Source organism: Rhizobium sp. YS-1r (genome assembly GCF_000757525.1).
GTDB lineage: Bacteria > Pseudomonadota > Alphaproteobacteria > Rhizobiales > Rhizobiaceae > Neorhizobium > Neorhizobium petrolearium.
This window is the reverse complement of the sequence record NZ_JPYQ01000047.1, coordinates 41,831-53,983: the sequence shown is the minus strand read 5'-3', so window position 1 is coordinate 53,983 and position 12,153 is coordinate 41,831. Positions and strand designations below refer to the sequence as shown.

Here is a 12,153-nt window from a genome sequence, read left to right as displayed (position 1 = left end):
GCATAGACAATCACGCGTAGTTGTCGAGACCGCACAACCCGTCGCAACCGCCAAATTTCCCATAAAGAAAAACCCCGGACCTTTCGATCCGGGGTCAGACTGCTGACAAAGGGCGATAACTTCTCTTTCGTCATGCTCGGGCCTGTCCCGAGCATCTAACCACGTCTATATTTTCGAAATTATCCCAATATAACCAATATCTTGGTAAGCGGCAGCAGATCCTCGGGACAAGCCCGAGGATGACGTCCTGCATGCCGGGAGGTTTGTCAACAAGCTGACCCCGGACCTTTCGATCCGGGGTTCCTGAAACCAGGCTCGATGACCGGTCAGAGCTTGCCGCTGCGCTGCTGGATCATCATGAAGGTGTCGTAGGTGTATTCCGAAAGCTGCATCCAGAGGTAGCCCTCCCGCTTGAACGCCGCCTGGTCCTCGTAGATCTTCTTGAACCACTCGTTCTTCGACGAGATGTCCTTGTAGACATCCATGGCCGAATTGAAGCAGGCCTCGAGGATGTCCTGGCTGAACGGGCGCAGGATCGTGCCTTCACCGACGAGCTGCTTGATTGCCACGGGGTTCTTCATGTCGTACTTCGCCATCATGTTGGTGTTGGCGAAGGCGCAGGCGTCCGTCAGCGCGGCCTGGTAGTTCTTCGGCAGGTTGTTCCACTTGTCGAGATTGACCATGGCGTGGATAACCGGGCCGCCTTCCCAGAACGCCGGATAGTAGTAATATTTCGCGACCTTGTAGAAACCGAGCTTGTGATCGTCATACGGACCGACCCATTCGGCCGCGTCGATCGTGCCCTTTTCCAGCGCCGGATAGATGTCGCCACCGGCGATCTGCTGCGGCACCACGCCGAGCTTCTCGACCACGCGACCGGCAAGACCGGCAATGCGCATCTTGACGCCCTTGAAGTCGTCCACCGTATTGATTTCCTTGCGGAACCAGCCCCCCATCTGCGCGCCGGTATTGCCGGCAATCATGCCGTAGAGGCCGTGGGTGGCGTAAAATTCGTTCAGGAGCTTGTTGCCGTTGCCCTCATAGAACCAGGAATTCGTCAGGCGGGCATTGGGGCCGAACGGGATGGCCGTGCCGATGGCGAAGGTCGGGTCCTTGCCGACATAGTAATAAGAGCAGGTATGGCACATTTCGACCGTCGCGGCGCTGACGGCGTCGGCCGCCTGAAGGCCCGGGACGATCTCACCGGCCGCATAGGTCTGGATGGTGAAATTGCCGTCGGTTGCGGCGGCGACATGCTTGGCGATGTCTTCCGCGCCGCCATAGATGGTGTCGAGCGACTTCGGGAATGAAGACGTCAGACGCCAGGTGAGCTTCGGGTTCGTCTGCGCGATGGCCGGCGCGGCCAACGTCGTTGCAGCGGCAGCCCCGACCCCCGTCACGGCAGCCTTTTTGAAGAATGAACGACGATCCATAAAATACCTCCCATAAAGATGAAACCGCAGGGTTATCCGTTCCCATCCCCCCGGCTCTGCCGCGAAGTAAACATGTTGCTCAATGGGTTGCAAGCACTGCCCCCGATAATCCTTAATACCGGCAGGTCTTTTGACCTTAGACTTTCGTCGCACCCGCTCGGAAAGGAGATTATTGAAGAAATTCAACGGAGAATTGCTTATTCTTTGTGCAATATCCGACCCGGGACATGCCGCGAACTTGACTTGAAACGGCTTCCGGCGTCACAAGAAGCAAGGCGCTTGCCCGCCTGCTTCACGTGGAGATTCCAATGCCGAAACCGATCGTCGCCGTGCCCGCCGACATCCGCGAACTGGACGGAGCCCTCTGGCACGCCACGCCGAACCAATATGTCCAGGCGGCGCTGAAAGTGGCCGAGGTGATGTCGTTCATCATTCCGGCATTCGAAGAAGGCAACGAGATCGACGCCATCCTCGACCGGGTCGACGGCGTGCTGGTTTCCGGCTCTGCGACGAACGTCCATCCATCTCTCTACGGGAGGGAAGCCAGGGATAGCGACGGCCCTTTCGATCCGGCCCGGGACGCGACATCCCTGCCGCTCATCCGCAGCGCCATCGACAGGGGCATCCCGCTGCTCGCCATTTGCCGTGGCATCCAGGAGCTGAATGTGGCGCTCGGCGGTACGCTCGCAAGTGAAATACAGGAGCAGCCGGGCACATGGGACCATCGCAAGCCGGATGTTCCCCATCGCGACGACATGTATGCCATCCGCCAACCGGTCTTCGTCCGGGAAGGCTCCTGCATTGCGAACCATCTCGGCCTTTCAGGCGAGGTCCAGGTGAACTCGCTTCACCGCCAGGCGATCGCCGAAACCGCACCGCGGCTGAGGGTCGAAGCGACGGCAGAAGACGGCACGATCGAAGCGGTATCGGTGATCGATGCGAAGAATTTCGCCGTCGGCGTGCAGTGGCATCCGGAATACTGGGCGGAAACCGATGCCCCCTCCCGCGCGCTCTTTAAGGCTTTCGGCGACGCCGTGCGAACCTATGCCGCCCGCAAGGCGCTGGCCAGCGTCGCCGCCTGACGGACATTGCCCGCGTCAACTCCGCGGCTTGTAGATGCCCGTGGACTGGCGGATGCGCATTTCCGGCTTGATCAGGTGAAGGCCATCCGGCTCGTGGCTGCCGGCCAGCCGGTCGAGCAGCGCGCGTGCCGCAAGCCTGCCGACTTCCCGCCTGGGCGTTGGAGACCGTGGTCAGGGCCGGCGTGGCGATCGAGGCTTCCTCCAGATCGTCGTAACCGGTCACGGAAATATCCTGCCCGGGCATGTAGCCGGCGCGGGCAATGCCGTTCATCAGGCCGATCGCCACGAGATCGTTCCAGCAGACCGCCGCCGTCGGTTTCTGCGGCAGCGAGAGGAAATTCACCGCCGCCTCGAAGCCGCCCTGCTTGGAACGTGGGCCGGGGATGCGCAGGTTCGGATCCACCTCTATGTTTGCCTTGCGCAAGGCGTTGACATAGCCCTGGTAACGGTCGCGGCCCGTCGAGGTCTGGTCCGTACCGCCGATCATGGCGATGACCCGGTGCCCGAGCCCGATCAGGTGGTTGGTGGCGAGCGAAATGCCGTAGCTGTCGTCGCCGCGATAAGTGGGCAGGTCGACGCCTTCCATGGAGCGGGCAACAAGGATCGCCGGCATGCCGTTCTGCTCGCAGAGCTTGACGTCCTCCACGGGCGTGCCGATCGCCGGCGACATGATGACCCCGTCGCCGCCGAGCTGCAGCAGGGTTTCGATGAAGGTTCGCTGCTTCTCGACCGAATCGTAATGGTTGGAGAGAATGAAGGTATGGCGGCTGCGGTCGAGCTCGCTTTCGATCGCTTTCAGAATTTCCCCGTAGAACGGGTTCATGATGTCGTGCACCACGACCCCGATGATGCCTGAGCGGGAAGTCCTGAGGCTGGCGGCGCGGCGATTGTAGATATAGCCGAGCGCACGCGCCTGTTCCTTGATCTTTTCGCGCGTATCGACCGCCACGAGCGGACTGTCGCGAAGTGCAAGCGAAATGGTGGCGGTGGAAAGACCGAGGCTCTCGGCAATCGTCGACAACTTGATCTTCTGCGCCATTTCCCCCCTCGCCACCGGCCGCTTTTGCTTTTCAGTTGCCGGAATTAAATTTTAAATAAACAATTTAATTCCACACGACAATCCTGTGACGGCAATTTTTCAGGGCCGCATCGCGCTCGCCAAGGTCAGTCGCCGGCGAGCGCAGGCTGGAGATTGTGTTCGACGGCCTTGAGCAGCTTCAGAAGCGTGCGTACCTCCTTGTCGGAAAGGCCCTTCACCGCAAGCGAACCGCAATCGGCGACCGAGCGGCCGATCTGTTCGACGCTTTTCAGGCCGATCTCCGTCAGGTGGACGTTCGTGAGCCGGCCGTCGGTTCCGTCGGGGCGGCGCTCCAGGAATCCCTGCGCCTCCATCCGGCCGATCGTGCGTGTCATGGTCGGCGCCTTCACGCCGAGTCTTGCGGCAAGCTGTCCGGGGGTCAGCCCGTCCTCCTCGGCAAGCGCCAGAATGACGCCGTCCTGGCCGGCATAAAGCCCGCTCTCGCCAAGGCTGCGACTGAGCGCGGTGCGCATCGATCGCGCCGCCTGCGTGATCGCCGGAGCGAGGTCGGCGGCCGAAAGGCTATCGAGCCCTTTCTTCTTGCCCGACTTGGCCTTCTTCTCACTCTTCTTCTTGCTCATCGGCTCCGCCTGTTTTGTGCTGTCGGATTTTAGCCTTATATCAGCTTCGCGCTATCCATACCGAAACCGGGAAATTACCGCCAGATGCCGCACCCCTTGCCACGCTATCATGACAATGATCCAACAGGTGCGTCCACAGAAAGGCGCGGCTGGATCGCCGTCCTGCCGCTCGGGGCGCATGAGCAGCACGGTCCCCACCTGCCGTTCGAAACCGATGCGCTGATTGCCGAGGGGCTTGTCGCACGGCTCATTCCCGCCCTCCCCACCGGCCTGCCAGTGACCTTCCTACCGGTCGAGCCGGTCGGCTATTCGATAGAACACATGGATGTCGCCGGCACGAAAACGCTTGCCTTCGATGAAGCGGTCAATCGCTGGCTCGGCATCGCCGCAGAACTTCATGCAAACGGCATCCGCAAGCTTGTCCTGCTCAATGCCCATGGCGGCAATTCCCCGCTGATGACGATCGTCGCGACCGAGGCGCGCGTGCGCTTCGGCATGCTGGTGGTGGCGACGAGCTGGACGCGTTTCGGCCAACCCGGGGGCTGGATCAAGCCTGAGGACAAGGCGATCGACATCCATGGCGGCGATATCGAGACCTCGGTGATGCTGGCGCTTCATCCGGACAGGGTCGATATGGCGAAGGCGGAAAACTTCGGCTCCCGTCAGTCGGAATTCATCCGGGATTTCAAACATCTGCGCGCCTATGGCCCGCATGCCTTCGGCTGGAAGATGTCGGACCTCAACGAAAAGGGCGTCGCCGGCAATGCCGCCGCCGCGACCGCGGAACGCGGCGAACGGCTCGTCGCCCACGCGGTCAGGGGCATCATCGAGCTGCTGGAGGACGTGGCGAGGTTCGATGTGATGAGCCTGCAGTGAACGCGCTTGAGTCGCGACGTCGTTGATGTTATTTTGGACCAACTGAATGGACCAAATGGAGCGCAGAATGGAAATCTCTGTGAGCGAGGCGAAAGCAAGCCTCACCGAGTTGCTTCATCGTGCTGAATCCGGTGAAGACGTTGTCTTGACGCGCCGGGGCCATAGGATCGCCCGGATCGTGCCGATTAAACCCAGCCTGACAAGGGAACAGCGCAGGGCGCTCATCGACGAGATCAGAGCTATGGCACCGAAGCCTGCTATGGATGATGTGCCCGCTGAGCGGAGCCAGGATTTTCTTTACGATGATGACGGCATGCCAGGATGATCGTTGTCGACACCTCGGCATTGATTGCCATCGTCAATAACGAAGCGATGGCAATTTCCTGCCGGGAAGTGCTGGCAGCAGAAGTGAATATTTTTCTGAGTGCGGCGACCTTGACGGAAGCACTGATTGTCGCGCGGAGGAAGAAATGCCTTCCCGGTCTCACCGCGTTGATCGATCAGCTTCCTATCACCATCATCGAGGTCGACGAAGTAAGAGCTGAACGGGCCGCCGCAGCCTACGCCCAATGGGGCAAGAGCTTTCACAGGGCCTCGCTCAACTTCGGCGACTGCTTTTCCTATGCGACCGCCCGGGAACTCGATTGCCCGCTTCTTTATGTCGGCAACGACTTCGCACAAACGGATGTCAAATCGGCCGTTTCACCTCTAGGCGACCCGATGTGATCTTATAACATTCAAAACCCTTTGAAGTCGCCGCGGCTTGCCCTTATATGAGGCGAACCAAGTTCCGCGCCTGCAATTGCGTATCGTGGACGCTCCCATATCCCTCGAGGTTTTCCATGACCGAAACAGCCACACAGAAGCCCGTTCCCGTTACCGTGCTCACCGGTTATCTCGGCGCCGGCAAGACGACGCTGCTGAACCGCATCCTCTCCGAAAGCCACGGCAAGAAATATGCGGTCATCGTCAACGAATTCGGCGAGATCGGCATCGACAACGATCTGATCGTCGAGTCGGACGAAGAAATCTACGAGATGAACAACGGCTGCGTCTGCTGCACGGTGCGCGGCGACCTGATCCGAGTGGTCGAAGGCCTGATGCGTCGCCCCGGTCGCTTCGACGGCATCATCGTCGAGACGACGGGCCTTGCCGATCCGGTCCCGGTCGCGCAGACCTTCTTCATGGACGACGACGTCCGTTCGAAGACCGAACTCGATGCGGTCGTGGCGCTCGTCGATGCCAAGCACCTGCCGCTCAGGCTGAAGGACAGCCGCGAGGCCGAAGACCAGATCGCATTCGCCGATGTCGTGATCGTCAACAAGACCGACCTCGTCACGCCGGAAGAACTGGCACGGGTGGAAGACGTGGTGCGCGCCATCAACCCGGCCGCCCGCGTCTACAAGACGAGCCGTTCGGGCGTCGATCTCGCCCGCGTTCTCGACCAGGGCGCCTTCAACCTGGAACGTGCACTGGAAAACGATCCGCATTTCCTGGAGCACGGTCACGAAGACCACGTCTGCGGCCCGGATTGCGACCATGACCATCACCACCATGATCACGACCATCATGATCACGATCATGACCACCACCATCATCACCATGGCGACGTGTCGCCGATCCATGACGTGACAGTAAAATCGATCTCGCTGCGCGGCGGAGAGATGAATCCGGAACGCTTCTTCCCCTGGATCCAGAAACTCACCCAGACGGACGGCCCGAACATCCTGCGCCTCAAGGGCATCATCGCCTTCAAGGGCGACGAGGAACGCTATGTCGTGCAGGGCGTCCACATGATCATCGAGGGCGATCACCAGCGCCCGTGGAAGGATGGCGAGAAGCGCGAATCCCGCCTCGTCTTCATCGGCCGCGATCTCGACGCCGAGAAGATCGAGAAGAGCTTCAGGGCCTGCGAGGCGGCCGCATGATGCCGGAAAATGTCGAGCGGTTCTCAGATAACGCCGTGCCTGAAAGAAACATTGCCTGATGCCGACTGTTGCACCGCTTGATCTGCAAGGCCATGTCGTCGCGGCCCATTTCCTCGGCGACATTCCATTCTTCGCCACAGCCGCCGGCACGATCCACCGCCTCGACAGCGGCGAAAAGGTCACCGAAGCCCATCAGGGCTTACTGACCTGCATCCGCGATCCCTTCAGCCCGACGCTGATTACCGGCGGTGAGGATGGCAAGGTTTTCCGCATCGGCAAGGACGGCGCGGCAACTCTTGTTGCCGAAGCACCGCGCAAATGGATCAGCGTCGTGGCCGGCGGCCCGCAGAACGCGGTCGCCTATGCCCACGGCAAGTCGAGCTTCGTGCGCCAGAATGACGGTTCGCTGAAGGAATTTCCCGAGAGCCGCAGCATCGAAGGCCTTGCCTTTGCCGCCAAGGGGCTGCGCATCGCCGCCGCTCGTTACAACGGCGTGTCCCTACATTGGGTCGGCACCAATGCGCCGCCGGTCGATCTGGAATGGAAGGGAGCGCATACGGGCGTCACCTTCTCACCGGACGGCCGTTTCCTCGTCACGATGATGCAGGAAAACGCGCTGCACGGCTGGAAGCTGGACGGCAAGCCGGGCGAGAACCGCCACATGCGCATGACCGGCTATCCCGCCAAGGTGAAATCGCTCTCCTGGTCGCCGAAGGGCAAGTGGCTCGCCTCTTCCGGCGCGCCGGCGGCGATCGTCTGGCCGTTTTCCTCGAAGGACGGGCCGATGGGCAAGGCGCCGTTGGAGCTCGGCACCCGCGCCAATATCATGGTGACGCAGGTCGCGTTCCATCCGGCTGAAGAGGTGCTCGCCATCGGCTTTATCGATGGCATGATCCTGGGCGTCAGGATCGCCGATCAGAAGGAGGCGCTGCTCCGCCGTCCTGGTAACGGCGCGATTACGGGATTGAGCTGGAGCGCCAGCGGCAAGCTTCTGGCTTTCTCGTCGGAAGCGGGCGATTGCGGGGTAGTGGATATTTCCGCATAAATCAGCACAAAGACCCGCGGCGGAGAGAACTCCGCCACGGCCTGATCCCGAGGGGTGGGATGGGCAGGCAGTGGGTATTGCGTGGTATTGATGTCAGGCTTGTCCGCCTGCCCGATCGCTTCTGGCCTCATGCTTTCGCGGTCAACGGGAGGTGTCAGTTCCCGTTTTCCGGCGTGAGCAGGTCATTTGTCCTGACGACGCCTGACCGGCCTTCGCAACCATCACCGGGCGCCGGATTGCTTGCCCGTATGGCGACCGGTTCGCGACCCGGCTCCCTGCCCGATGACGAAAACAGAATAGCCGGCAGGCGAAACACGGGGATGCGGAGGCGCTATTTTTCCGCGGCCATCATTCAAATAACAGGAGAAATTCGTTCTGCGCCGGCGGTTTCGTCCCCGCCTCTCAAGCCGCGAGCACATCCTCCCTGAAGGCATCGACTCCATTGCGCCCCCGCCGTTTGCGCGCATAGAGCGCCTGATCCGCCTTGTGAAGCAGGGCTTCGAGATCGACAGGACCCGCACTTTCGGCCGCCGCCCCGATGCTGAGCGTTGGCAGGACCGACAGCCGGTCGCCGAGGCGGCGAAGCGAGGTGACGAAAGCGAGACGGATATGTTCGGCAATCGCCACCGCCTGTTCGAGCGAATGCTCTTTCAGCACGATCACGAATTCGTCGCCGCCGTGACGGGCGATGAGATCACCATCGTCGAGCGCGTTCGCTGCAGACGATGCGAACGCCCTCAGCACCTCGTCTCCCATGGCATGGCCATGGGCGTCGTTGAGCTGCTTGAAATGATCTATGTCGATCAGCAGCACGGCCAGCGGCTTCGGGGAAAGCTCGGCAAATGACCGTACCAATCCCCCACGGTTGAGCACGCCCGTCAGCGCGTCGCAATAGGCTGCGGCCCTGAGCCGGGCGCTTGCCCTTTCCCCCGCCATCAGCATGATGACCATGCTGCGGAGCGTGAGAAACACCATGGCCGAAAGTGCTACCCAGGCATGCACCGCATCACCGCCGTTGAACAGGTTCCCGTCGCCCAGCAGGCCCGTCATCGCCATGGTGGAACGGCTGGCATAGAGCATTGCCGTCAGCACGAACAAGCCGACGGCAAGTTCCGCCGAATAAAGCTTCTCCTCCCGCCCGAGGCGATGGGCCTCCCGGGCGACCGCCAGATCGAGCAGGCAATAGACCGCCGAACCATAGGCAATGCGTTGGAGTGACGCATCATCGGCGCTGAAAATCGTAACGAAGGGGATGCCGAGCACGGCGATGACGAGGCTGCAATGGAGAAGGCTGACCGTGCGCCCGACGAAGATGCGCATGGATGCCGGCAGGAGCACGCAACCGGCGACCGTCAGGACATTGCCGAATTGAACCGTCATGGAGTCCGGCGCGATACTGCGAAGGGAAATTAAGAAGGAGCCGATCCCGACGAGGAAATTGCTGGCACTCCACCAGGCGAGCCAGCGCTCGAAGCGCCCTGTAAAATAGGCGGCGCACTGGAGCATGCCCAGCACCACGCAGGCAACCGCCGTCATCGCATATATTGTCCGGAGATCGAACGTCATGTGCTTCCCCCGCCAGGGTTGCAACCCGCCCAATTCGCATTCCGCAAGATGCGCCCGGCTCATCGGACGTGATCCGGCAGTTCCGGATGGATTGCGTATTTGGGAGGCCCAGCCCTAATCAAGGAAACCGTAATACGACCTCCTTTCGATATCGTGCGCGCAGTCGTTAGAATTTTATCGATTTCAACTCAGGGATGAGAATTCAACGCCTGCCGGACGACCCCGATGATCCCGCCAAGCAGATCGTGCAGATCGTCGCGATAGCCGTTGCGGGCGGAGGGACCGCTGTCGTCGGAGGTCATGACGACGGTGAGGTCGAGCGATGGAATGACATAGAGCATCTGCCCGCCATACCCCCAGCCGAACTTCACCTCCTCGCCGTCGATATTCCTGAGAAACCAGCCGTAGCCATAACCGTCGCCGGAAAAGCGGGAATTGGTGCGCAGCGTCCAGGACTGGTCGACCCAGTTCTTCGAGACGACCTGCACGCCGGATTTCGTCTTGCCGCCGTTGCGGTAAAGCTCGCCGAAGGCAAGCAGCGACCGGGCCGTCATCGCCATCTGATTGCCGCCGAGATAAATGCCTTGCGGGTCACGGTCCCAGGCGCCGATGCGGAAACCTTCGACCGGCGCCAGCCATTCGCGTGCCAGCGCCAGCGTCGATTTCCGGCCGACCCTGGTGAGGATCGCCGACAGCAGGTGCGTCGAGGCGGTGGAATAGAGCATACCGCCGCCCGGATCATCGTCGAAGGGCTGGGCAAGCGCGAAACGGACCCAGTTGCGGCTCGCAACCCAGCGGCCATAGTTCGGGCCGGACATGCGCCCGAGCCCCGCCTGCATCGAGAGAAGATGGCCGATGGTGATCTCGTGGATGCGTGGATCGGGATTTTGCGGCAGATCGGCTTTCAGGATCGGCGCGATCTTCTGGTCCGGGCCTTCAAGCAGCCCCTTGTCGATGGCGATGCCGACGAGGCAGGAGACGATCGATTTCGAGGCCGACTTGATGTTGCTTGAAGCATTGCTCGACCGGCCGTTGAACGCCCGTTCCGCGAGCATCTCGCCGCCGCGGCTGACGAGCACGACCTTCAACGGTTCGAGTTCCGCAGCTGCGTCGAGAACCGCTTTCAGCGCCATATCCTGTGGTAGCGCCGGCGGTTGCGGCACGGGCAGCGCGGAGGCTGCACCCTGCGCCAAACTCCGGGCAGCGGCAAAGACGAACGGCAGGGACAGGAAAGCAGCACGGCGCGTGATCATGTGCCGCAGGCTAGAGCATCGGATGAGAATTTGCAGGCACTTCTGTTGGCTCAAGCGCCGGATTCACGCCAAGGTGATGGGGTGTGAGAGGCGAAGGAGGACGCCACCCGCTGCCTCATTGGCGCGACGGCCGCCGGAAAAAGCAGGAAACGACGCGGCTTTCGCCGCGTCGTCCGCCTACCCACCGCCCTCGTTGTTCTTTTTTTTAGAACCGGTAGGTGACACCGGCGCCGATCAGCCAGGGATTGATCTTCGCCTTGCCGCTGAGCGGGCCGAGGACGTCGTGATCGGCCTTCCAGTCGGTTTCGAGGAAGATCTTCTTGACGTCGAAGTTCACGCCCCAGTGCTGATCGATCATATAGTCGAAGCCCACCTGCAAGGCAGCGCCGACATGGTTTTCCACGTCGAGGTTGTGGAACCCGTCCTTTTCCGACTGATTGTAGAAGAAGGTGTAGTTGACGCCCGCACCGACATAGGGCTTGAAGGCGCCGAAATCGGTGAAATGATATTGCAGCGTGAGTGTCGGCGGCAGGAGCCAGGCCCGGCCGACCGGAACGCCGACCGCGCCGTCTTCCTTGATGTTCGCATAGGTCGTTCCGAGAATGAGTTCGGCGGCGATATTGTCGGTGAAGAAATAGGTGATGTCGAGTTCCGGGATCACCGAGTCGGAATAGGAAAGGTCCGAACCCGGAACGCCGTTCACCGAGCCCTCATCCTCAGTGATGACGCCCAAACCCGCGTACGCGGATCTGCCACGGGCTTTGCCCAGTCACTGCTTCCTCTGCCACCGGGGCAGCCGGAGCCGGCGTCAGGTCCGCCGCCGCCGCCCCGAATGCGAAAAAAGCCGCACTGACGCCTGCGAGCCATCTCAGATGCCGTACACCGCTCATGTTCATTTAACCTCTCCTTGAATCAGCAATGATCTTTGCAGAAAGAGCGGTAGGCCTGGGAAAAGAGGGACGGTTTGATCAGGATCAACCGCTTGCCGGGGGAGGCCGGCTTATGAGGCGGAGTGGCAAATTTGTCGCATAAAAAGCCGCAGACTGCTGACAAAACCAAGAGCGGCAACTCCTCTTTCGTCATGCTCGTCCTCGGGTTTAACCCGAGGATGTCCCGAGCACCTACCCACCTCAAAATTTTCAAAATTATCGCTATATAATCAAAAGTTTAGCAAGCGACGGCATATCCTCGGCAGAAGCCCGCGCAACTGTGTTGTTGGTTGTCAAAGCTCGAATGCTTTGTTGTCCCGGATGGCGGCCTTGAGGGTGACGAGCAGCCGGCATGCGGCTGGGCCAGGCGGATACGCGCGCT

At 60.9% G+C, this 12,153-nt stretch carries 10 protein-coding genes and 2 pseudogenes; 6 read left to right on the top strand and 6 right to left on the bottom strand.

What is annotated here, in order from left to right; translation table 11 throughout:
- Positions 1-326: 326 nt before the first annotated feature.
- Positions 327-1,433, bottom strand: coding sequence for a TRAP transporter substrate-binding protein (locus JL39_RS21825; protein ID WP_037155812.1), 1,107 nt, complete (start codon positions 1,431-1,433; stop codon positions 327-329).
- A gap of 308 nt (positions 1,434-1,741) precedes the next feature.
- Here JL39_RS21825 and JL39_RS21820 point away from each other — a divergent pair, with 308 nt between their 5' ends.
- A complete protein-coding gene (locus tag JL39_RS21820) occupies positions 1,742-2,515 on the top strand; it encodes a gamma-glutamyl-gamma-aminobutyrate hydrolase family protein (protein WP_037155809.1) in 774 nt (257 codons plus the stop codon).
- A 15-nt stretch (positions 2,516-2,530) separates the two neighbouring features.
- Here JL39_RS21820 and JL39_RS21815 read toward each other — a convergent pair.
- Together JL39_RS21815 and JL39_RS21810 are read right to left on the bottom strand one after the other, a co-directional pair.
- Positions 2,531-3,554, bottom strand: a pseudogene (locus JL39_RS21815) (LacI family DNA-binding transcriptional regulator).
- A gap of 125 nt (positions 3,555-3,679) precedes the next feature.
- Complete coding sequence (locus JL39_RS21810; RefSeq protein WP_037155806.1) at positions 3,680-4,174, bottom strand: MarR family transcriptional regulator; 495 nt, start codon at positions 4,172-4,174, stop codon at positions 3,680-3,682.
- 84 nt (positions 4,175-4,258) lie between these two features.
- On the opposite strand from JL39_RS21810, the gene JL39_RS21805 reads away from it, so the two are divergent.
- The 5 genes from JL39_RS21805 to JL39_RS21785 all read left to right on the top strand — a co-directional run bounded on the left by JL39_RS21805 (position 4,259) and on the right by JL39_RS21785 (position 8,023).
- A complete protein-coding gene (locus JL39_RS21805; protein WP_037155804.1) occupies positions 4,259-5,050 on the top strand; it encodes a creatininase family protein in 792 nt (263 codons plus the stop codon).
- Positions 5,051-5,117: 67 nt separating this feature from the next.
- On the top strand, positions 5,118-5,375 hold the full coding sequence (locus JL39_RS21800) for a type II toxin-antitoxin system prevent-host-death family antitoxin (RefSeq protein ID WP_037156125.1): 258 nt from the start codon (positions 5,118-5,120) through the stop codon (positions 5,373-5,375).
- Complete coding sequence (locus JL39_RS21795) at positions 5,372-5,776, top strand: type II toxin-antitoxin system VapC family toxin (protein ID WP_037155801.1); 405 nt, start codon at positions 5,372-5,374, stop codon at positions 5,774-5,776. Before JL39_RS21800 ends, JL39_RS21795 begins: the two co-directional genes overlap by 4 nt.
- A gap of 116 nt (positions 5,777-5,892) precedes the next feature.
- Positions 5,893-6,978, top strand: coding sequence for a GTP-binding protein (locus JL39_RS21790; protein ID WP_037155799.1), 1,086 nt, complete (start codon positions 5,893-5,895; stop codon positions 6,976-6,978).
- A gap of 58 nt (positions 6,979-7,036) precedes the next feature.
- Complete coding sequence (locus JL39_RS21785) at positions 7,037-8,023, top strand: WD40 repeat domain-containing protein (RefSeq protein WP_037155796.1); 987 nt, start codon at positions 7,037-7,039, stop codon at positions 8,021-8,023.
- Between the two features lie 402 nt (positions 8,024-8,425).
- On the opposite strand, the gene JL39_RS21780 is transcribed toward JL39_RS21785, so the two are convergent.
- The 3 genes and pseudogenes from JL39_RS21780 to JL39_RS21770 all read right to left on the bottom strand — a co-directional run bounded on the left by JL39_RS21780 (position 8,426) and on the right by JL39_RS21770 (position 11,738).
- Positions 8,426-9,589, bottom strand: a complete 1,164-nt coding sequence (locus JL39_RS21780; protein WP_037155793.1) for a GGDEF domain-containing protein — start codon at positions 9,587-9,589, stop codon at positions 8,426-8,428.
- A 188-nt stretch (positions 9,590-9,777) separates the two neighbouring features.
- Positions 9,778-10,842 (bottom strand): serine hydrolase, encoded by a 1,065-nt coding sequence (locus tag JL39_RS21775; RefSeq protein ID WP_037155790.1) that lies wholly within the window; start codon positions 10,840-10,842, stop codon positions 9,778-9,780.
- Between the two features lie 205 nt (positions 10,843-11,047).
- Positions 11,048-11,738, bottom strand: a pseudogene (locus JL39_RS21770) (OmpW family protein).
- Positions 11,739-12,153 lie beyond the last annotated feature (415 nt).